Origin of the sequence: Pandoraea sp. 64-18 (assembly GCF_001899225.1) — a bacterium.
In the GTDB taxonomy this organism is placed as follows: domain Bacteria; phylum Pseudomonadota; class Gammaproteobacteria; order Burkholderiales; family Burkholderiaceae; genus Pandoraea; species Pandoraea cepalis.
This window is the reverse complement of record NZ_MKVU01000020.1, coordinates 317,532-337,716: the sequence shown is the minus strand read 5'-3', so window position 1 is coordinate 337,716 and position 20,185 is coordinate 317,532. Positions and strand designations below refer to the sequence as shown.

Annotated in this window: 17 protein-coding genes, 3 tRNA genes and 1 pseudogene; 17 read left to right on the top strand and 4 right to left on the bottom strand. The window is 63.2% G+C overall.

Annotation, left to right across the window (positions count from 1 at the left end; translation table 11 throughout):
- Positions 1 to 28 precede the first annotated feature (28 nt).
- The 12 genes and pseudogenes from BGP02_RS18600 to nagZ all read left to right on the top strand — a co-directional run bounded on the left by BGP02_RS18600 (position 29) and on the right by nagZ (position 12,125).
- The gene (locus BGP02_RS18600) at positions 29 to 724 is read left to right on the top strand and encodes a sigma-E factor negative regulatory protein (protein ID WP_017232508.1); all 696 of its coding nucleotides are present in this window, start codon (positions 29 to 31) and stop codon (positions 722 to 724) included.
- Positions 725 to 1,783 (top strand): MucB/RseB C-terminal domain-containing protein, encoded by a 1,059-nt coding sequence (locus BGP02_RS18595; protein WP_017232509.1) that lies wholly within the window; start codon positions 725 to 727, stop codon positions 1,781 to 1,783. It begins immediately after the preceding gene.
- 130 nt (positions 1,784 to 1,913) lie between these two features.
- Complete coding sequence (locus tag BGP02_RS18590; RefSeq protein ID WP_017232510.1) at positions 1,914 to 3,401, top strand: DegQ family serine endoprotease; 1,488 nt, start codon at positions 1,914 to 1,916, stop codon at positions 3,399 to 3,401.
- Positions 3,402 to 3,413: 12 nt separating this feature from the next.
- The gene (locus tag BGP02_RS18585) at positions 3,414 to 3,659 is read left to right on the top strand and encodes a glutaredoxin family protein (RefSeq protein ID WP_017232511.1); all 246 of its coding nucleotides are present in this window, start codon (positions 3,414 to 3,416) and stop codon (positions 3,657 to 3,659) included.
- A 199-nt stretch (positions 3,660 to 3,858) separates the two neighbouring features.
- Positions 3,859 to 5,664, top strand: a complete 1,806-nt coding sequence (lepA, locus tag BGP02_RS18580; RefSeq protein WP_130026949.1) for a translation elongation factor 4 — start codon at positions 3,859 to 3,861, stop codon at positions 5,662 to 5,664.
- 18 nt (positions 5,665 to 5,682) lie between these two features.
- Positions 5,683 to 6,597, top strand: coding sequence for a signal peptidase I (lepB, locus tag BGP02_RS18575; protein WP_017232513.1), 915 nt, complete (start codon positions 5,683 to 5,685; stop codon positions 6,595 to 6,597).
- Between the two features lie 277 nt (positions 6,598 to 6,874).
- A pseudogene (rnc, locus tag BGP02_RS18570) lies at positions 6,875 to 7,825 on the top strand (ribonuclease III); the annotation flags it as partial.
- A 59-nt stretch (positions 7,826 to 7,884) separates the two neighbouring features.
- Positions 7,885 to 8,778 (top strand): GTPase Era, encoded by an 894-nt coding sequence (era, locus tag BGP02_RS18565; protein WP_017232515.1) that lies wholly within the window; start codon positions 7,885 to 7,887, stop codon positions 8,776 to 8,778.
- Positions 8,765 to 9,778, top strand: coding sequence for a DNA repair protein RecO (recO, locus tag BGP02_RS18560; protein WP_261939773.1), 1,014 nt, complete (start codon positions 8,765 to 8,767; stop codon positions 9,776 to 9,778). Before era ends, recO begins: the two co-directional genes overlap by 14 nt.
- Positions 9,775 to 10,536: a pyridoxine 5'-phosphate synthase gene (gene pdxJ, locus BGP02_RS18555; RefSeq protein WP_286798965.1), complete on the top strand. Its 762-nt coding sequence runs from the start codon at positions 9,775 to 9,777 to the stop codon at positions 10,534 to 10,536. Before recO ends, pdxJ begins: the two co-directional genes overlap by 4 nt.
- Positions 10,537 to 10,575: 39 nt before the next feature.
- Complete coding sequence (gene acpS, locus BGP02_RS18550; RefSeq protein WP_502688494.1) at positions 10,576 to 11,094, top strand: holo-ACP synthase; 519 nt, start codon at positions 10,576 to 10,578, stop codon at positions 11,092 to 11,094.
- Entirely contained in the window at positions 11,091 to 12,125 is a 1,035-nt protein-coding gene (gene nagZ / locus BGP02_RS18545) for a beta-N-acetylhexosaminidase (protein ID WP_261939774.1), read from the top strand. Before acpS ends, nagZ begins: the two co-directional genes overlap by 4 nt.
- Positions 12,126 to 12,248: 123 nt before the next feature.
- Here the strand turns inward: nagZ and efp are convergent, their stop codons facing one another.
- Positions 12,249 to 12,806, bottom strand: coding sequence for an elongation factor P (gene efp / locus BGP02_RS18540; protein ID WP_017232520.1), 558 nt, complete (start codon positions 12,804 to 12,806; stop codon positions 12,249 to 12,251).
- 139 nt (positions 12,807 to 12,945) lie between these two features.
- Positions 12,946 to 14,181, bottom strand: a complete 1,236-nt coding sequence (earP, locus tag BGP02_RS18535) for an elongation factor P maturation arginine rhamnosyltransferase EarP (RefSeq protein WP_502688500.1) — start codon at positions 14,179 to 14,181, stop codon at positions 12,946 to 12,948.
- Positions 14,182 to 14,332: 151 nt separating this feature from the next.
- Between earP and uvrC the strand changes: the two genes are divergently transcribed.
- The gene (gene uvrC / locus BGP02_RS18530; protein WP_502688493.1) at positions 14,333 to 16,570 is read left to right on the top strand and encodes an excinuclease ABC subunit UvrC; all 2,238 of its coding nucleotides are present in this window, start codon (positions 14,333 to 14,335) and stop codon (positions 16,568 to 16,570) included.
- 13 nt (positions 16,571 to 16,583) lie between these two features.
- Here the strand turns inward: uvrC and kch are convergent, their stop codons facing one another.
- Positions 16,584 to 17,792, bottom strand: coding sequence for a voltage-gated potassium channel protein (kch, locus tag BGP02_RS18525; protein WP_286798962.1), 1,209 nt, complete (start codon positions 17,790 to 17,792; stop codon positions 16,584 to 16,586).
- 194 nt (positions 17,793 to 17,986) lie between these two features.
- Between kch and pgsA the strand changes: the two genes are divergently transcribed.
- From pgsA to BGP02_RS18505, 4 genes are all read left to right on the top strand, one after another.
- The gene (pgsA, locus tag BGP02_RS18520; protein ID WP_026131696.1) at positions 17,987 to 18,580 is read left to right on the top strand and encodes a CDP-diacylglycerol--glycerol-3-phosphate 3-phosphatidyltransferase; all 594 of its coding nucleotides are present in this window, start codon (positions 17,987 to 17,989) and stop codon (positions 18,578 to 18,580) included.
- Positions 18,581 to 18,757: 177 nt separating this feature from the next.
- A tRNA-Gly gene (locus BGP02_RS18515) sits at positions 18,758 to 18,833 on the top strand.
- A gap of 49 nt (positions 18,834 to 18,882) precedes the next feature.
- Positions 18,883 to 18,958: transfer RNA gene (locus BGP02_RS18510), tRNA-Gly, on the top strand.
- A 113-nt stretch (positions 18,959 to 19,071) separates the two neighbouring features.
- Positions 19,072 to 19,145 (top strand) — tRNA-Cys (locus BGP02_RS18505).
- 268 nt (positions 19,146 to 19,413) lie between these two features.
- Here the strand turns inward: BGP02_RS18505 and BGP02_RS18500 are convergent.
- The gene (locus BGP02_RS18500) at positions 19,414 to 20,175 is read right to left on the bottom strand and encodes an MBL fold metallo-hydrolase (RefSeq protein ID WP_017232525.1); all 762 of its coding nucleotides are present in this window, start codon (positions 20,173 to 20,175) and stop codon (positions 19,414 to 19,416) included.
- Between the last annotated feature and the right edge of the window lie 10 nt (positions 20,176 to 20,185).

The window sequence follows — 20,185 nt, the reverse complement described above, 5'->3', positions numbered from 1 at the left end:
GGGGAAGTTATTTTCGTTAGGGGATATCATGGGATCAGCGACGGTGCAAACGCAGCGGGGGCTGCAAGCCGAGCGAATTTCCGCGTTGGTGGACGGGGAATTCGATTCGGACGAGCTGGCTGCCCTGCTGGATGAGGCTGACGCTTCCGGCCGGCCTTTGTGGGACGACTACCACCTGATTGGAGACGCCTTGCGTTCCGATGAGTTGACGTTGCCGCGATCGGAGTCGGCCTTCATGGCGGCCTTCTCGGCGCGCCTCGAAACCGAGCCTCACCTCCTCGCGCCGGCCGCACTGGCCGATGCCCAGGCAAGCGCCGCACAGGGCGCCAAGACCGCGGGCTCGCGCGTCACCCGTATCAATCCGTTCCTGCGCGTACGCCGCGTGCTGCCAACGGCGGCTGCCGCGGCGGCCGTGGCGGCGCTGTCATGGGTCGTGGTGCCGCGTCTACAGGATCACCCAGCCGGCGGCACGCAGCCGCAGGTGTTGGCTCAGGCCGCAACGCCGGCCGCCGGGGGCAGTAACCTCACGCGCGTTACGCTGTCGCAACCGTCGCAAGCCGCCGTGGCGGCCAACGGCGCGAGTGCGGGGGCGCCGAACGATCTGATCGTGCTGCGCGATGCGCGGCTTGACCAGTATCTGGCGGCACATCAGCAATATGCCCCGACGCCGATCGGCCAGGGCGTTTCCCCTTATATGCGAGCCTCGGCGCAAGCGGACGAATAAATGCAGCGCCTGAGTATCGAATCCTTGCCACGTGCGCCCATCGGGCGCACCTTCTTCCTGTTCGCCTTGCTGCTGGCGACCACGCTGCAATCGCAGGCGTGGGCCCAGGCTTCCGCGCCGACGAACGACCCGCTGATCGAGCGGCGCGAAGTCGGCGCGTGGCTCAACAAGATCCATCGCGCGGCGCAGACGCAAAACTACATCGGTACATTCGTTTATCAGCGTGGTTCGACCATGCGCTCTTCGAAGATCAGTCACTTCGCCGAGAAGGGTAACGAGTACGAAGCGCTCGAGACGCTGGACGGACGTCAGCGCCGCATTCTTCGGCAGAACGACGATGTCTACACGCTCATTCCCGAGCAGAAGACCGTGTTTCTGGAAAAGCGCGAGAGCAAGGACTCGTTCCCTGCCTTGCTCGCCACGCCCAATCGCGATGTGCTCGACTATTACGCACCGAAGCTGCTGCCGAATGAGCGCATGGCGGGCTTTGACTGCATGGTGATCGAACTCACGCCAAAGGACGAGTACCGCTTCGGCTACCGGCTGTGGGCCGATCGCAACACCGGCCTGTTGCTGCGCGCACAGACCCTCGATGCCGAAGGCCATTTGCTCGAGCAGGCGGCGTTCTCGCAGATCTCGATCGGTGTGCCGAGTGAGAAGGCGCGCATCGTGCACGCCATTCAGGCAACGCATGGCTGGCATGTCATCAAGCCGCAAATCGTACCGATGCATCTGTCCGATGCCGGCTGGAGCATCGACGTCGACAAGAAGGTGCCGGGGTTCAAGGCGGTGCGCGAAGTGCGTCGCACCATGCGATCGACGGCCGACGGCAAACCGTTGGAAGTCCAGCAGGTGGTATATTCAGACGGCATGGCCGGACTTTCGGTATTTATCGAACCGGCCACGCGAGAGCGCAAGGAAGGCCACGGCAGCGCCGGCGCGACGAATATTCTCATCAAGCGCTTTGGTGACTACTGGCTGACCTTGCTTGGCGAAGTGCCGCAGGCAACCTTGCAGCAGTTTGCTTCCAGTATCGAGTACAAACAGCCGGCGAAGTGACCGGCTGTCGGGTGGGCCGCGACCGGTGACGGTGCGGTCCGGGCAGCGAGGCACCGACAGACGCAATGCCCTGTCGGAGGGCTGGACTGCCTTCAAGCATTCCGAGACTATCGCGCAACACGATCTTCCAATGAAGAAGACCTTCCTGCTTCGTGTCATCCTTGGCGGTGCCATTGCCGCGCAATTGGCGGGGGCACCTGCTGCTTTTGCCGCCCCGGCCTCGGGGTCGGCGGCGCCACTTGTCAGCAATCTTCCCGATTTCACCCAGTTGGTCGACCGAGTCGGCCCGGCCGTCGTGAACATTCGGACGACCGAGCGCGTCAGCCGCAGTCAGAGTGGCTTGCCGCCCGGCATGGACGGCGACATGGCCGAGCTGTTCCGCCGCTTCTTCGGTGTGCCCCTGCCGCAGCAGCCGGGCCCGAAGGGCGGTACGCCCCGACGCGGCCAGCCGCAGCCGGATGAAGAGCAGAACAGCGGCGTCGGATCGGGCTTCATCGTCTCGGCCGACGGCTACATCCTGACCAACGCGCACGTGGTCGATGGCGCCGAAAGTATCTACGTCACCCTCACCGACAAACGCGAGTTCAAGGCGAAGCTGATGGGGGCGGACAAGCGCACCGACGTCGCCGTGGTCAAGGTGGACGCCAAGGACCTGCCGACCGTGCCGGTGGGCGACTCGAACAAACTGCGCGTTGGCGAATGGGTGGTGGCGATCGGTTCGCCGTTCGGTCTCGACAATACGGTAACGGCGGGCATCGTATCGGCCAAGGGCCGCGATACGGGCGATTACCTGCCGTTCATTCAGACGGACGTGGCCGTGAACCCGGGCAATTCGGGGGGGCCGCTCATCAACATGCGCGGCGAGGTGGTCGGCATCAACTCGATGATCTATAGCCAGACCGGTGGCTTCATGGGCATTTCGTTCGCGATCCCGATCGACGAAGTCATGCGCGTGGCCGACCAGCTCAAGAAGAGCGGCAAGGTCGTGCGCGGCCGGATCGGCGTGGCGATCAGCGAGGTCAGCAAGGAGGTCGCCGATTCGCTGGGGCTGCCGCGGGCGCAAGGCGCGCTGGTTCGCAGCATCGAGCCGGGGAGTCCGGCCGAGAAGGCGGGGGTGCAGCCGGGTGACATCATCATGAAGTTCGAGGGCCGGGCCGTCGATCATGCGACCGACCTGCCGCGCATGGTCGGCGAGACCAAGCCCGGTTCGAGCGCGATGCTGCAGGTGCTGCGCAAGGGCAAGAACCAGGACTTGCGCATCACCGTCGCGGAAGCCGATACCGATACGCCGAAGGCGTCCAAGGCGCAGAGCGGGAGTGCGGACACGCCCCACCCGAATGCGCTGGGCCTGGTGGTCTCCGACCTGACCGAGTCGCAGAAGAAGGACATGAAGCTGCGCGGTGGCGTGCAGGTCGAACTGGCCGAAGGTTCGGCGGGACGGGCCGGTTTGCAGCAGGGTGACATCATCCTGCGCGTGGGCGATGCAGACATCGTCAGCGCGAAGCAATTCGAGGACGTGGTCAAGGCGCTCGATCCGAAGCGCCTCGTGCCGATCCTCGTGCGGCGCGGCGATGCCACGCAATTCGTGCCGCTGCGTCCGCGCACGCCCGGCAAGTAATACCGCTGTCTCATGCATACGCCGGCGCTGACGCTCTATGGCCGCAAGTGGTGTCATCTTTGCGATGACATGCTTGCGGCGCTCGAAGCGATGCGTCCGGCGTGGAATTTCTCCGTCACCGTCATCGACGTCGACAGTGACCCGGCGCTGGAAGCGCAATACGACGAGATCGTGCCGGTGCTTGCGCTTGGCGAGCGCGAGTTGTGCCGGTATCGTTTCGACGCAGCGGCGGTCGCTGCCGCATTGCGCTCAGGTTGACGTTTCGCGCTATCCGCTCCCTGCCTCGAACGACGCCCGATCGTCCCAAGCTTCCCGCCATTTCCGATGGACTGCCGCGATACATGCGATTCCAGACGGCATCGCCACGCTTTCGGCTAAAATATCGTGTTTGCCGATTCTCTCGAAAGTCGCTGCCGAGCCGAATCCGATGGCACCGACTCTTCTCTAGCCTCGCCTCATGGACCATATCCGCAATTTTTCGATCATCGCCCACATCGACCACGGGAAATCGACCCTGGCCGATCGCATCATCCAGTTGAGCGGCGGTCTGTCCGATCGTGAAATGGAATCCCGGGTCCTCGACTCGATGGATCTCGAGCGAGAGCGTGGCATCACCATCAAGGCACAAACGGCCGCCCTGGAATACAAGGCGCGTGACGGCAAGGTGTACAACCTGAACCTCATCGATACGCCGGGCCACGTCGACTTCTCGTACGAGGTGAGCCGCTCGCTCTCCGCATGCGAGGGCGCACTGCTCGTGGTGGATGCCTCGCAGGGCGTGGAAGCGCAGACCGTGGCGAACTGCTACACGGCGATCGAGCTGGGCGTGGAAGTCGTGCCGGTGCTCAACAAGATTGACCTGCCGTCGGCCGAACCGGAGAACGCGATCCAGGAGATCGAGGACGTGATCGGTATCGAGGCAACCGACGCCGTGCGCTGCTCCGCGAAGACCGGCTTCGGCGTGGAAGAGGTGCTCGAAGCGCTCATCGCCAAGGTTCCGCCGCCCAAGGGCGATGCCGCCGCCCCGCTGCAAGCGTTGATCATCGACTCGTGGTTCGATAACTACGTGGGCGTGGTCATGCTGGTGCGCATCGTCAACGGCACGCTCAAGCCGAAGGAAAAAATTCAGTTGATGGCCACGGGCGCGACCTACCCGGTCGAGCAAGTGGGTGTCTTCACGCCGAAGTCGCAGCCGCGCCCGTCGCTGTCGGCCGGCCAGGTGGGCTTCATCATCTCGGGCATCAAGGAACTGGGCGCCGCGAAGGTCGGCGATACCGTCACGCATGCGCTGACGACCACGACCAAGCCGGCGCCCGAGGCGCTTCCGGGCTTCAAGGAAGTCAAGCCGCAGGTGTTCGCCGGCCTCTACCCGGTCGAGGCGAACCAGTACGACGCGCTGCGCGAATCGCTCGAAAAGCTCAAGCTCAACGACGCCTCGCTGCAATACGAACCTGAAGTTTCGCAGGCACTGGGATTCGGTTTCCGTTGCGGCTTCCTGGGCCTGCTGCACATGGAAATCGTGCAGGAGCGTCTGGAGCGCGAGTTCGACATGGACCTCATCACCACGGCGCCGACCGTGATCTATGAGGTGGTCGAGCGCGATGGCACGGTGACCACGGTGGAAAACCCGTCGAAGATGCCGGATCCGGGCCGTATTGAAGAAGTGCGCGAGCCGATCGTCACGGTCAACCTGTACATGCCGCAGGAGTATGTCGGCTCGGTGGTGACGCTGTGTCAGCAAAAGCGCGGCGTGCAGATCGATATGCAATACCACGGCCGTCAGGTGCGCCTCATTTACGAAATTCCGATGGCCGAGATCGTGCTCGACTTCTTCGATCGTCTGAAGTCGGTGTCGCGCGGTTACGCGTCGATGGACTACGAGTTCAAGGAGTACCGCACGTCGGACGTCGTCAAGGTCGACATGCTGATCAACGGCGACAAGATCGACGCGCTGTCGATCATCGTGCACCGTTCGGAGAGCCGCCGTCGCGGCGCGCAGGTCGCGTCGAAGATGCGCGAAATCATTCCGCGCCAGATGTACGATGTGGCGATTCAGGCGGCTATCGGCGCAAACATCATTGCCCGTGAGAACATCAAGGCTTTGCGCAAGAACGTGCTGGCCAAGTGCTATGGTGGCGACATCTCGCGCAAGAAGAAGCTGCTTGAGAAACAGAAGGAAGGTAAGAAGCGCATGAAGCAGGTGGGGAGTGTCGAGATTCCTCAGGAAGCGTTCCTTGCCATTTTGCAAGTCGAAGACAAATAACGTAGCGACAGGTCCCGCATGAATTTCGCCCTGATTCTTTTTGTCCTGGTGCTGGTGACCGGGGTGGCCTGGTTGGCCGACAAGTTGGTGTTTCAACCGGCGCGCCGCCGGGCAGCACAGGACGCCCTGGCGCAATTCGATCAACAGCAGCTTGCCACGCAGGGGTCTGGCATCCAGGGCTCCGGCTCACAGGATAGCGGCGTGATCGCAAGTGCGCGTGCGAAAGTGCGCGACGACAAGCTGCGTCAGCCCTGGTGGCTCGAGTATTCGGCGAGCTTCTTCCCCGTGATTCTCGCGGTGTTCGTGCTGCGCTCGTTCGTGGTCGAGCCGTTCAAGATTCCGTCGGGCTCCATGATTCCGACGCTGCTCGTGGGCGACTTCATCCTCGTGAACAAGTTCGACTACGGCATTCGCCTGCCGGTGGTCAACAAGAAGATCATCTCGATCGGTGAACCGAAGCGGGGCGATGTGATGGTGTTTCGCTACCCGAAAGATGAGTCGATGGACTACATCAAGCGCGTGATCGGCCTGCCGGGCGACGTGGTGGCCTACGAGAACAAGAAGCTCACGGTGAACGGCCAGCCGGTGTCGGAGACCGCCATGCCGGACTACTTCGACGAGGAGCATATCGCCTACTTCAAGCAGTTCGAAGAGACGGTGGGCGGCGTGAAGCACCGCATTCTGAACGACCCGAACGTGCCGCCATACATCCTGGGCGCCGACGACTTTCCGAACAAGCAGAACTGCCAGTACAACAGCCAGGGCGTGATCTGCAAGGTGCCGGAGGGCAACTACTTCATGATGGGCGATAACCGCGACAATAGCGCGGACAGCCGTTACTGGGGCTTCGTGCCCGAGCAAAACATCGTGGGCCGGGCCTTCTTCATCTGGATGAATTTCTCGAACCTCAAGCGCTTGGGCGGCTTCCAGTAAGCTTGCCGGTCGACGGGGAGGCCATCCCCCCCCGGGCGACGGTTTGATTAATGCGGAAATTGGCGATAAAAAGCCGATTTCCGCATTATTATTTTCAATTTTGAATTAAATGATGCGACGGGAAAGGGACACGGGGGAGATCGATGTATCGTCACCCCGGAAATGTCCGATCCCGCCCCCTCTCGCGAGTCCGAAAAGCCCGCCGCAAGGCGGTCCGGCCCGTCGTTTCTTGGCGACGACGCGCGCCGGGGCGGGAGCGTCGCGCTATACTTGCGCCATGCCTCAATCTCTGAACCCACTGGAAGAACGTCTCCAGTACCGCTTCCACGATGCGGAATTGCTTTGCCAAGCACTGACGCACCGTAGCCATAGTGCCGCCAATAATGAGCGGTTGGAGTTTCTTGGCGATTCCATCCTCAACTGTTCGGTCGCAGCGATCCTGTTCCGTCGCTACGGCAAGCTCGACGAAGGCGACCTCTCGCGTGTGCGCGCCAATCTCGTCAAGCAGCAATCCTTGTACGAAATCGCGCAGACATTGGGCGTCTCCGAATTCCTGCGCCTGGGCGAAGGCGAACTCAAGAGCGGTGGTTTCCGTCGCCCGTCGATTCTGGCCGATACCCTTGAAGCGCTGTTCGGGGCAATGTATCTCGATGGCGGGTTCGAGGCGGCGTATGCCGTGATCGAGCGGTTGTACACGCCCGTGCTTGAACATGTCGATCCGAAAACGCTCGGCAAGGACGCCAAGACGCTGCTCCAGGAATACCTGCAAGGCCACAAGATTGCGCTGCCGCAGTACACGGTGACCGCGACGCACGGCGCTGCGCACAACCAGCAGTTCGAGGTGGAGTGCACGGTGCCGAAGCTCGACATCAAGGCCGGCGGATCGGGCGCGAGCCGACGAGCGGCCGAGCAGGCGGCTGCCAAGAAGGCGCTGGAGGAAGTGCAGAAGATGCCGGCACTTGCCAAACCGAAGGCCGAAAAGAGCGCCAAGGCCGCAAAGAAGCGGGCGGCGAAGGCTGCGGCATCCGAGGCGAAAATGGCGGAGAGCGTCGGGCAGATGCGCGCTGCACCGGCCATGACGGCGCCCGTTGGCAACGGTGCCGCTCGCACGGCGACAGCGCCCGCGGAAAAAACGGCCGACAAGGCAGCCGATAAGGCCACCGACAAGTCTGCCGAAAAACCTGCGGCTGAGAAGTCGGACGCCGCCAAGCAGCCCCCGGCCGCCGCCTGAGCCCCATTCAGGGGAAGGGCGCAACGCGCCGCCCCCTTTCAAGAGAGTTTCCAAACATGAACGATAAGACGGATTTTCGCTGCGGGACCGTGGCGATCGTCGGGCGTCCGAACGTCGGCAAATCGACACTGCTCAACGCCCTCGTCGGTCAGAAGATCAGCATCACCTCGCGCAAGGCGCAGACGACGCGGCATCGCATTACCGGCATTTGCACCACGGACGATGCGCAGTACATCTTCGTCGACACGCCGGGGTTTCAGACGCGTCACGCCACTGCGCTGAACCGATCGCTCAATCGCGCCGTGACCTCCACGCTGTCCAGCGTCGATGTCGTCATGTTCGTCATCGAAGCGGGCAACTTCGGGCCGGACGACGAGAAGGTGCTCAAGCTGCTGCCCGACAACACCCCGGTGCTGCTCATCGTCAACAAGTTCGATCGCATTGCCGACAGAGCGGAAATTCTGCCGTTCCTGAAAAGGGTGGGCGACCTGCGCGACTTCCGCGAGATCGTGCCGCTGTCCGCGAAGCGTCCAGACGATACCCAGCGGTTGCTTGGGGTGTTGCGTCCGTACCTGCTCGAAGGCGAGCCGATCTATGGCGAAGACGATCTCACCGACCGAAGCGAGCGGTTCATGGCGGCCGAGATCCTGCGTGAGAAGGTGTTCCGCTGGACGGGCGACGAGCTGCCGTACACAAGCACGGTGATCATCGACAAATTCGAGCAGGAAGGGGATCTGCGCCGGGTGTTCGCAACGATTCTGGTCGATCGCGACAGCCACAAGGCGATGATCATCGGCAACAAGGGGGCGAAGCTCAAACAGATTTCCACCGATGCCCGTCTCGATATGGCGAAGCTCTTCGACGGGCCCGTGTACCTGGAAGTCTGGATCAAGGTGAAGGGTGGCTGGGCCGACAACGAGGCCGGCCTGCGGGCGTATGGCTACGAGTGAACCTGACACCTTACGTGACGAGATTGCACCGCCGGACGATGTGACGTTGGCGGCAAGCAGCGCCTCGGCTGCCGGTGCGCCGCTGACGTCGGTCCCTCGTACCTCGCACGCCGGGGCAATCGGAGCGCGGCCGGCTCGCCAGGCGCGCAGTGCGCGCGCGCGGAGTGTCGACGACGATGCGTCGGACGCATTCCAGCACGCCGAAGCCACCGCCGATACCGTCAAGCGCGAAGCGAAACGCGTGCGCCGTGCGCCATCGCCCGCCCGGGCGGCCGAGCGCGAGCAAAGCCGCGTGACCGAGCAGCCCGGCTTTGTGCTGCACAGCTATCCCTACCGCGAAACCAGCCTGATCATCGACGTGCTCACGCGCGACCACGGCCGCGTCGCGCTCGTGGCGAAGGGGGCCAAACGTCCGCACTCGGCGCTGCGTGGCGTACTCCAGACGTTTCAGCCGCTCTCGCTCGCCTGGCTTGGCAAGGCAGAGCTGCGTACGCTGACCAAGGCTGAGTGGGTTGGCGGATTGCGTCCGCTTGAAGGCGATGCGCTGCTCAGCGGCTTCTACCTGAACGAATTGCTGGTGAAGTTCTGCGCGCGCGACGATCCGCACGACAAGCTCTTCCAGCACTATCTGACCACGCTGCATCATCTCGCGCATGGTGAGCCGGCGGGTATCATCCTGCGGGCATTCGAGCGCGTGCTGCTGCGTGAGACCGGTTACGCCGTGGCGTTCGACCGCTGCACGCAGACGCGCGGCAAGGTCGCGCCCGAGCGCCGCTACGTGTTTCATCCAGACCGGGGGGTACGCCCGGCGGGCGGCGATGAACCGTCGGACTGGCCGGTCGTCATCGGGCAGACGTTGCTCGACATGGAGCAAGACGATTATTCCCGGGCGCAGACCGTGCAGCAAAGCAAGCTGCTCATGCGCTTTCTTCTCAACCACCACTTGGGCGGCGTTCCGCTCAACACGCGGCAGATCCTGCTCGACCTGCAAAAACTATGAGCCTCTTCTTCCACGGCAACCCCATCGACCTCGGGGTGAACATCGATCACGTCGCCACGGTGCGCAACGCGCGCGGCACGGCCTATCCCGACCCGGTCAGGGCGGCATTGCTGGCTGAAGCGGCGGGCGCCGATGTCATCACGCTGCACCTGCGTGAAGACCGTCGTCATATTCGCGACGACGATGTGGCGAATCTGCGCGACAAGCTGCTCACGCGGATGAACCTCGAGTGTGCCGTGACGGACGAGATGCTGGCGATCGCATGCCGCACCAAGCCGCACGACGTTTGTCTGGTGCCGGAGCGTCGTCAGGAACTGACGACCGAAGGCGGGCTGGACGTCGTCGGTCAGTACGACCGTGTGGCTGCCGCGACGCAGCAACTCGGCGAAGTGGGCAGCAGTGTGTCGCTGTTCATCGATCCGGACGAAGCGCCGATCCGCGCGGCGGCGCGCATGGGCGCGCCGGTGGTCGAGCTGCACACCGGCCGCTACGCGGAGGCGCACGACGAGGCCACGCGCGAGGCCGAGTTCGCCCGCATCGAACGCGCCGTCGCGCTCGGTCTGTCGTTGGGCCTGCGCGTCAACGCCGGACATGGCTTGCATTATGAAAATGTGCAGCCGATCGCCGCGATCGAGGGCATTTCCGAACTGAACATCGGACACGCGATCGTCGCCCACGCCCTTTTCGTGGGCTGGGAGAACGCCGTGCGCGAGATGAAGGCCATCATGGTCGCCAGCCGCATCGCGGCGCGCGGCTGAGTCACGACGCCTTTCCCCCCCCACCATCAGGCGCTGCCCATGAGCGATCCGACGATGCCGTCGCCTTCGTCCCCCGACGTGCCGCCACCAGGCGAGCGTGCCGCTGGCCCTGAGTCCGGGGGCACGGCGATTTACGGCGTAGGCACGGACATCCTCCAGATCAGCCGTGTTGTCGGCGTCATGACGCGCACCCATGGGCGGTTCGCCGAGCGCGTGCTGGGGCCCGAGGAACTCAAGGTTTATCACGCGCGTCAGAGCCGGTCCGCCGTGCGCGGACTCGCGTATCTGTGCACGCGCTTCGCGGCGAAAGAGGCCGTGTCGAAGGCCATCGGGCTGGGTATGCGGTGGCCGATGACGTGGCGTGCCGTGCAAACGCTCAATGCGCCGTCGGGCAAGCCGGTCGTGGTGGCGTCGGGGGAGTTGGTGCAGTGGCTGGCCGAGCGGCAACTGTCGATCGAGATTTCGATCACGGACGAGAAAGAGTATGCGGTCGCCTTTGCGATCGCATCACGTAAGGTAGGCAACATTCGCAATATTGCATCGGAGAAAACGCAATGACGAAGCGCAGGCCGGGCCCGGTGATGCTGGACGTCGTCGGGCTGACCCTCAGCGAAGACGACGTCCGTCGCATCGACCATCCGTTGACCGGGGGGGTGATCCTGTTCGCCCGCAACTTTGACGATCGCGCGCAACTGTGCGCGCTCACGAAGCAGATTCGCGACCTGCGCGACGACATCGTGATCGCTGTCGATCATGAGGGCGGGCGCGTGCAGCGCTTTCGTACCGACGGCTTCACGCACCTGCCGGCCATGGGCAAGCTGGGCAAGCTCTGGCACGACGACGTGTTCAAGGCGACGCGCGTGGCGACGGCCGTCGGCTATGTGCTGGCGGCCGAATTGCGCGCGTGCGATATCGACCTGAGCTTCACACCCGTGCTGGACCTGGACTACGGAACGTCGGCGGTCATCGGCGATCGTGCGTTTGACGCCGACCCGCGCGTGGTGGCCATGCTGGCCAAGAGCCTCAATCACGGCCTGCTTCTCGCCGGGATGGCGAACTGCGGCAAGCACTTCCCGGGGCATGGTTTCGTGGCGGCCGACTCGCACCACGAAATTCCGGTTGACGAGCGCTCGCTCGACGAGATCCTCAGCGTCGATGCGCAACCGTATGACTGGCTCGGCATGTCGCTGGCGGCGGTCATGCCGGCGCACGTGATTTACCCGCAGGTCGATCCGAACCCCGCCGGATTCTCGGCCAAGTGGCTCAAGGAAATCCTGCGCGGCAAGTATGCGTTCGACGGTGTGATTTTCAGCGACGACCTGTCGATGCAAGGGGCGAGCGCCGCTGGCGATGTCGTGACGGCGGCGCATGCCGCCATGGCGGCCGGCTGCGACATGGTCCTCATCTGCAACAGTCCGGAAAAGGCGGACCGATTGCTGCATGAGATGAAGTCGGTGCCCGATACCGCGTCTCAGCGCCGCATCAAGCATCTGCAGGGCCGCGGCAAGGTGCACGGCTGGGAAAAGATGCTCGCGCAGCCGGAATATCAGGCGGCGAAGCGTCTGATCGTGGAGACGTTCGGCGCGTAAGCGAGACACGCCCGCCAAGCAAAAAAGCGCTCAACCCTGACGGGAAGAGCGCTTTTCTTGTTGCCTGACGGTCGCGGATCGCGCCGCGTCGTCCGTAGACGGCGCGGGCGGCGTCGCAATCGTTTAGACGCGGCTGCGGTACTCGTCGGTACGCGTATCGATTTCGATCTTGTCGCCGGTGTTGACGAACAGCGGCACCTGGATTTCCAGCAGATCGTTGATCTTGGCGTTCTTCAGCACGCGGCCCGACGACGTATCGCCCTTGACGGCCGGTTCGGTGTATTCCACAACGCGCACGAGCGAGGTCGGCAGGTCGACCGAGATGGCCTTTTCATTGTAGAAAACGACTTCGCACTTCATGCCGTCTTCGAGGTACTTGATCGCGTCGCCCATGTTTTCGGCTTCGACTTCGTACTGGTTGTAGTCGGCGTCCATGAACACGTACATCGGGTCGGCGAAGTACGAGTAGGTCACTTCCTTCTTGTCGAGCACAACGACGTCGAACTTGTCGTCGGCCTTGTAGGCGAATTCGCCACGGCCTTCGCCCATCAACTTCTTGTACTTCATCTTGACGACGCTGGAGTTGCGGCCCGACTTGACGTATTCGGTCTTCAGCACGACATTGGGCTCACCGTCGATCATGACGACGTTACCGACGCGGAGTTCTTGAGCGGTTTTCATAAAAAACGAGATCCTGTGACGAAATAAGCGATTTGCCGCTTGTTGAGCGCTTCCATACGCCCACTCGCCGCTTGATTCCCGCGCCCGCCTGGAAACGGTCCGGTGCAGCAGGTTCAGCAGCAAAGCGTTGAAAAACCAGCTATTTTACCTGATTTTCGGTGAAGCTTGCCAACTGTCGCGCGAGGTCGGGGAGGGCCGCCTGCCTGCCTGCCCACGCCCGCGCATGGCGATTCAGTTCGGGCAGGACGGCGGCCAGTGCCGGCCAGTCGGGCGGGGTGCTGGCGTAGCCGTTCCAGAGATGCCAGAAAGTGCGCAGCGCCTCGCGTGCATCGTGTCCCAAGGCGCCGGTTGCCGGCGAGTCGGCGCTCGGATCGCTCAGATAGCGGTCGAGAAACGCGTCGAGTTTCACGTGGTGCGTGTTGTCGTCCTGCGGATAGATATGCCAGACGAGCGGCTTCGCCGCCCATTGCGCGCGCACGAACGAATCTTCTCCACGCACAAAATTGAGATCGCACGCCCACAGCAGCGCGTCGAACTCGGATTGCGCAACGAATGGCAGTCCATACGCCGTCAGTGCTCCTTGCGTTGCACAGTCGCGTGGCGCCAGTACCTCGCGGCCAAACCACGCGCCGACCGACGGTGCGATCCGACCTGGCGGGACCAGGCAGACGATGGGTGTCTCGCTGGCGGCCCATTGCGCAAGCAACCCCGGAAGCGCGGCGTTTTCATACGTGAAAAGCGATACCACCAGCGTGTCCCTCGGTGCGCCCGGGAGTCCGAGCGTGCGCTGCCACCAGGCGTCGCGAAGCGCCGGCGATGCAAGGAAGGCGTCTCTGCGCGAGAACAGCTCCCGTTCGCGCGCGAGCCCACCCGTGCGTTCCGTGAAGCCCGGGAAGAAGAACGTTTTGACGAGCCCCAGTTGCGGGTGTATCGACTTTTGCAGATGACATCCCTCGACCCAGTCTTCGGCGCTCAGGTACTCGAGGTTGATCCACACCGGCGCGTGTCCCGCCTGTTTGCGCACATGCATCGCCTGAACGCAGGCGTCGGGAATCTGGCAGGCAAACGCTTCGATGACGACATCGCCCGGCGCATTGTCGTCAGTGATCGGGCCGAAGTCGGCATCCCATCGGCGTACGTCCACGCCGTCGCAGCGTTGTCGGGCCAGGGAGGGATCGATGTCGGGACGCAGGTGACGGAAGCTCGCGAGGTCGTCGACCCATAGCCGCACCGACCAGCCATGTTCGCGCACGAGTTGCCGCGCGAGCCGCCAGCAAACGCCGATGTCGCCGAAATTGTCGACGACGGTGCAGAACAGATCGCAGCGCGGCACCAGAGGCAGGGTGGTTGCGGCGGGCGAGAACGTAGTGGGCAGGGACATTGAGAGGCGGCAACCCGGATTGGTCTAAACTTCGGATTCTAGTCCCTGCGCCTGCTGGCGACGCGTAACGATGCCATCGCACACAATTTGCGTGCCGCCGCGATCGCACGGTTTCGCCCCCGGGGACGCTCCGATGCCTGAGTTCATGACTGAAGACGCCCACGACGTCACGCCGCCGCGCAAGTCCCGCAAAGCCAAATCCACCACGGCCCCCGCGGTCGCCACGACGGCGGATGCCGCTCAGCCCCCCGCCGAGGCGTTGCCCGACAGCGCGGCGTTCGACGCCCGCACGGTGCTTGCCCAGTTGCCGAACCTGCCTGGCGTCTATCGCTACTACGACGCAGCGGGCAGCGTGCTGTACGTCGGCAAGGCTCGCAATCTGAAGAAGCGCGTGTCGAGCTACTTCAACAAGACGCAGCTTTCCCCACGCATTGCGCTCATGGTTGCGCGCATCGCGAAGCTCGAGACGACTGTCACGCGCTCGGAGACCGAAGCGCTGCTGCTTGAGAACAATCTGATCAAGGCGTTGCATCCGCGTTACAACATCCTGTTTCGCGACGACAAGTCGTATCCGTTTCTCAAGCTCACGCAGCACAAGTATCCGCGCATGGCCTACTATCGCGGCTCGGTGGATCGCCGTGGACAGTATTTCGGACCATTTCCCAGCGCTTGGGCCGTGCGCGAGAGCATTCAGATCCTGCAGAAAGTATTCCAACTGCGTACCTGCGAGGACTCCGTCTTCACGAATCGCACGCGGCCGTGCCTGCTGCATCAGATCGCGCGGTGCAGCGCGCCTTGCGTGGGCGCCATTCAGGATGAAGATTACGCACGCGATGTGAATAACGCGGCGGCGTTTCTCTCGGGGCGTCAGAGCGAAGTGCTCAGTGCGCTCGAAGCGAAGATGATGACGTACGCTCAGGCGCTCCAGTTCGAGCAGGCCGCCGTGGTGCGTAATCAGATGCAGGCGCTCTCGGGCGTGCTGCAACAGCAGTCCGTCGAGACGGCGGGGGATGTCGATGCCGATATCCTCGCCGTCGCCTATGCGGGCGGGCGCGCGTGTGTGAACCTCGCGATGGTGCGGGGTGGGCGCCATCTTGGCGACAAGGCGTATTTTCCGGCGCACGTGGAGCGCGGTGTCGAAGGCGGGATTGCCGACGAATTCGAGCCGGACGAGGCGCTCGCGCCGGACACGTCCGAGGCCAACGCGGACGATGCCGCCACACAGGCGCGCGAGATCGCCAACGACATGCCGTCGGATACCCCGTTGGCATCGCTCGAATCGCGTTTGCTCGAGGCCTTCGTCGCGCAGCACTACCTGGGCCAGTCGGTGCCGCCGGTACTGGTCGTGAGCCATGCGTTGCCGAGCGACGAGTTGCTCGCCGCGTTGTCCGAGCAAGCGGGCAGGCGCATTGCGATGGTGCGTCAGCCGCAGGGGCAACGGCGTGCCTGGCTCGACATGGCGCTGCAGGGCGCGCAGCTCGCGCTCACGCGATTGTTGACGGAGCAGGGGAGTCAGCAGGCGCGCACGCACGCGTTGGTGCAAACGATCGGACTCGACATCGACGATCCGGCGCGGTTGCGGGTGGAGTGCTTCGACATCAGCCACACGCAAGGCGAGGCGACGCAGGCGTCGTGCGTGGTGTTCCATCATCACAAGATGCAGACGAGCGAATACCGGCGCTACAACATCGCGGGTATTACGCCGGGCGACGACTATGCGGCAATGCGCCAGGTGCTCACGCGCCGCTATGGTCGTTTGATGGAGGCGGCCGCTCACGTGACCGATGCGGCCGATCCGTCCTCCGTGGCCGCCGACGTGGCGCGCGCCGAAGCCGAGACGCGCGTGCTGCCGGACGACGGGGCGGCGCTGCCGGCCGGCGAGTCTGCCGATGCAGGCGCCGCAACGGCCGCGCCCGAAGCGTCTGACGGGGAAGCGAATTTGCCGCAGCTCGTGCTGATCGACGGTGGCAAGGGGCAGGTCGAGGTGGCGCGCCAGGTGTTCGTCGAACTGGGGATCGACATCGGTCGATTGGTCGGCGTGGCGAAGGGCGAGGGCCGCAAAGTGGGGCTTGAGACGCTGATCTTTGCCGATGGACGCGCGCCGCTGGAATTGGGGCGCGAGAGTGCCGTGCTGATGCTGATCGCGCAGATTCGTGACGAGGCGCACCGGTTTGCGATCACGGGCATGCGGGCCAAGCGCGCGAAGGCGCGTCAGACGTCACGGCTTGAGGAGATCGAGGGCATCGGAGCGAAGCGCCGTCAGCGCCTGCTGATGCGGTTCGGCGGGTTGCAAGGGGTGGCGTCGGCCAGCGTGGACGAACTGGCCAGTGTCGACGGCATTTCGACAACGCTCGCCGAGCAGATCTATCGCCAACTGCACTGACGCGCGCAGCGCGTCACGTATCGCCGTGGAACAGCAGGCGCATGACGGTCTCGTTGTCGACGGTCTCGCCGGACAGCGTGCGGGCGAGCAGCTCGCCGCCGACGACGGGCGGCGCAAAAATCATGTCGGGCTGAACACGTTTGAGTTTGCTCAGGTGCTTGCTGTCGTTGACGGACGCGATGGTGCGCACCGTTGGCGCGATCTCTTTCGCGGCGAGCACGATGAAGGCGTTCTCCGAGTCGTCGGCCCGCAGGGCGAGCACGGCCTTGGCGTGTTCGATGCCGGCGTGGGTGAGCACGGTGTTGTCGCTGGCATCGCCGTGCATGACATCCGCCTCCTCGGGATACGGGTTATCGCTCCCGCTCGCGATGATGACCGTGACCGACCAGCCGCGCTTGGTGAGTTCGTGGTGCACGTTGATCGCGAGCGGCGATGCGCCGGCCACGATGAAGTGGTTCTTTCGTATCACGTGAGTGAACCTCCCCGAGAGAATTTTCTTTAGGTTGCCGCCGACGAGCGGGCCGATGACGACGGTCAGCGACGTTGCGAAGACACTGATCCCGAAGACGATGACCGAGGCGGTGAACAGGCGTGCGTCGACGCTGTGCGGCACGATGTCGCCGTAGCCGACGGTCGTCATCGTGACGATGGCGAAGTAGAACGCCGTGGCCAGGTCGGTGACGGGCGGCGCGAACTCGTGGCCGAGATACATGGTGCCGAACGTCGCGTAGACGAGCAGCGCGAACACGGCGACGAGCGTGTAGAGCGTGGCCGCCGCGAAGCTGGCGCGGTCGAATTCCCGCCAGTACCAGAGCAAAAGCGCAATGCAGGCGAGCGAGAGCGCGAACGTCAGGTCGAAGCGAAGGTTCAGGTGGAAATTGATGGCGGCGGCCAGCACGAGCATGACGAGCGTGAAGGCCCAGGCGGTGCGCGCGCGGATGACGAGTCCGCAGGCGAGCGCGATGAGCGACAGGCCGGAGAGCGCACGGGGCAGATGCGAGAAGTCGATGCGCTCGATGGCGTTCAAGCCGAAGAGCAACCGCGGCAGGTGGCTGGCTTCGATGCGCGCGAGCGCCGAGAGGTCGCCGCGCACGAAGAGATCGATGAGCAGTGAACTGGGCACGCGCAGCAGCACGGAGGCGACGAGCAGCAGGCCGTCGATCCCGACCAGTGCCGCGATGAGGATGTGGGGTGACAGCAGCGGTCGTCGTAATGTGGGCAAGGGCCAGGGCGGTTTCACGAGATCGGCGCTATTGGCGGAGGGTTGCAAGCAAGATAGGGGCACACCGACGCACATGTCAACCGCTGCGCGGCGCCTCGGCCTTGTCGCTACGGGGCAGACACGGCACAATGCGGGTCTGGTACGGCTGCCGAGGGCGCCGTGTGTCGACCGCCGTTTGCCGAACTCATGCTGCCATGCCCTTTAACGTCCCGATATTACTGACCTGGCTCCGGATCGTGCTGATCCCGCTGGTGGTCGGCGTCTATTACGTGCCGCCGACCTGGTTGTCGCCGGTCGAGATGAATTGGGTGGCCTGCGGCGTGTTTGTGCTGGCGGCGCTGACCGACTGGTTCGATGGCTTTCTCGCACGGCGCTGGAACCAGACGTCGGCGTTCGGCGCGTTCCTGGACCCGGTGGCGGACAAGCTGATGGTCGCGGCGGCGCTGCTGATGCTGTTGCAGATGGGGCGGATCAATGCGTTGGTGGCGTTGATCATCATTGGCCGCGAGATCACGATTTCGGCGTTGCGTGAGTGGATGGCGCAGATTGGCGCGTCGCGCAGCGTGGCGGTGCATCAGTTGGGCAAGGTCAAGACGGCGGCGCAGATGGTGGCGATTCCGCTGTTGCTGTTCAACGGCACGGTCGTCTGGGGGGCGTGGCACTTCGACTCACGGTTCTGGGGGACATGGTTGATCTACGTGGCGGCGATTCTCACGTTGTGGTCGATGATGTATTATCTGCGCCGCGCGTGGCCGCAGATTCGAGAGCGGGGCGCGGGCAAGATGTGAGTGCAAGTCCCTGAAGACGCGGGATTTGCGCGGTCGGAGAGAATAATCTTCACAAATTTTCGGTGCGGATGCTTGACACTGAATCACGGTTTAGACATAATCTCCTTCTCGCTGCTACGGCGCTAGCTCAGCAGCGAAGTTTTAAGAAACGGTTGGATTGGTAGTACGCATGACAATGCGGGAGTAGCTCAGTTGGTAGAGCGCAACCTTGCCAAGGTTGAGGTCGCGAGTTCGAGACTCGTCTCCCGCTCCAGTTTTCACACTGGACATTGAGTGAAGCAATCCTTGGTGTTCGGTGTCATGCGGGAGTAGCTCAGTTGGTAGAGCGCAACCTTGCCAAGGTTGAGGTCGCGAGTTCGAGACTCGTCTCCCGCTCCAAATCCAGAGGGAAGCCTGGCTTCCCTTTTTATTTGCCGAAAAGCCCGCGGCGATCGATCCGAAGGGCGCCCTCGATGGCAACACCGAGCGGTTACAATGCGGCATATCCCAATGGCGGGATGGCAGAGTGGTCATGCAGCGGCCTGCAAAGCCGTGTACGCCGGTTCGATTCCGACTCCCGCCTCCAAAATTCAAAAGCCCTGACTTGTCAGGGCTTTTTCTTTTTCCGCCGTTGATACGGCGCGTCCATGCAGATGCTGGTGCGCTGTCAAGTGCCGCTCGTTCATAGCGTTGCGCGGCTCACCCATGTCAGCATCATGGTCCGTTGAGAATTGCCGCATTAATATTCTGAGAACGATCCCAGGCATCGGAAATCGATGAAAGACATGACCGTCCCGAAACTGTTTTGCGTGAGCGCATTTTTGACGAGCACGCATTGCCGATGCTGGAACGGGCTAGTGATGCACGTGTTTGCATTGGCCAGACACGCACGGATTGCCCGCCAGCTTCGCAAGCGCTTGGGCATGGCGCAGCACCTCGCGAACCTCCAAAGGCCCACCGTGACCCATGTGGAACCGCTTGCCGCCGCTCTGCACCATCCGAATCAGTTCACGCGACACCGTGGCGGGGTCATCTTCAAACGGCGGTCGAATGGCTCGCCCCTTTCGAATCACGCCACCGATAAGGATGCCTGAGGCGATCAGGTCGCCAACCATCATGTCCTGGGACGACAACTCCACGGCAATCGAGCCGGGCGTATGGCCGCCCGTATGCCGCACGATGCCATCAACCCCGAAGTCGAGCAGGTTCACCGTGTGGCCGTTGCTCATCATGATGTCCGGGACAAAGCCGTCGTATGGTTCATGCGGAACTGGCGTCTTGAGAAACAGCTTGCCGACCCAACTCGTCGTGCAATAGGTCATCGGCTCCTTGCGGCTGTAAAAATCCGCGTCATTCTGATGCGCCAGAATGGGCGCGCCCGACAATGCGCGCACACGTGCCGCGCTGCCGGCGTGATCGGTATGCGCATGCGTGACAACGATCAACTTGATGTCGCGAAACGTCAGGCCGTGTTCGGCGAGCACCTTGCCGATCTTGAGCTCCGATCCGGGAATGCCGGTGTCAATGAGTACACAACCGGCCTCGCTGCGGATGAGATGGGCGTTGACCATACCGAAAGGCAAGATCGGAATGGTAATGATCTGGGTCTGAAACATGACGTAATCC

Bases quoted from the DNA above. Each gene is read 5' to 3' on its own strand.
- BGP02_RS18600 (WP_017232508.1), top strand. From the start codon at position 29: ATGGGATCAGCGACGGTGCAAACGCAGCGGGGGCTGCAAGCCGAGCGA.
- BGP02_RS18595 (WP_017232509.1), top strand. From the start codon at position 725: ATGCAGCGCCTGAGTATCGAATCCTTGCCACGTGCGCCCATCGGGCGC.
- BGP02_RS18590 (WP_017232510.1), top strand. From the start codon at position 1,914: ATGAAGAAGACCTTCCTGCTTCGTGTCATCCTTGGCGGTGCCATTGCC.
- BGP02_RS18585 (WP_017232511.1), top strand. From the start codon at position 3,414: ATGCATACGCCGGCGCTGACGCTCTATGGCCGCAAGTGGTGTCATCTT.
- lepA (WP_130026949.1), top strand. From the start codon at position 3,859: ATGGACCATATCCGCAATTTTTCGATCATCGCCCACATCGACCACGGG.
- lepB (WP_017232513.1), top strand. From the start codon at position 5,683: ATGAATTTCGCCCTGATTCTTTTTGTCCTGGTGCTGGTGACCGGGGTG.
- era (WP_017232515.1), top strand. From the start codon at position 7,885: ATGAACGATAAGACGGATTTTCGCTGCGGGACCGTGGCGATCGTCGGG.
- recO (WP_261939773.1), top strand. From the start codon at position 8,765: ATGGCTACGAGTGAACCTGACACCTTACGTGACGAGATTGCACCGCCG.
- pdxJ (WP_286798965.1), top strand. From the start codon at position 9,775: ATGAGCCTCTTCTTCCACGGCAACCCCATCGACCTCGGGGTGAACATC.
- acpS (WP_502688494.1), top strand. From the start codon at position 10,576: ATGAGCGATCCGACGATGCCGTCGCCTTCGTCCCCCGACGTGCCGCCA.
- nagZ (WP_261939774.1), top strand. From the start codon at position 11,091: ATGACGAAGCGCAGGCCGGGCCCGGTGATGCTGGACGTCGTCGGGCTG.
- efp (WP_017232520.1), bottom strand. From the start codon at position 12,806: ATGAAAACCGCTCAAGAACTCCGCGTCGGTAACGTCGTCATGATCGAC.
- uvrC (WP_502688493.1), top strand. From the start codon at position 14,333: ATGACTGAAGACGCCCACGACGTCACGCCGCCGCGCAAGTCCCGCAAA.
- pgsA (WP_026131696.1), top strand. From the start codon at position 17,987: ATGCCCTTTAACGTCCCGATATTACTGACCTGGCTCCGGATCGTGCTG.
- BGP02_RS18500 (WP_017232525.1), bottom strand. From the start codon at position 20,175: ATGTTTCAGACCCAGATCATTACCATTCCGATCTTGCCTTTCGGTATG.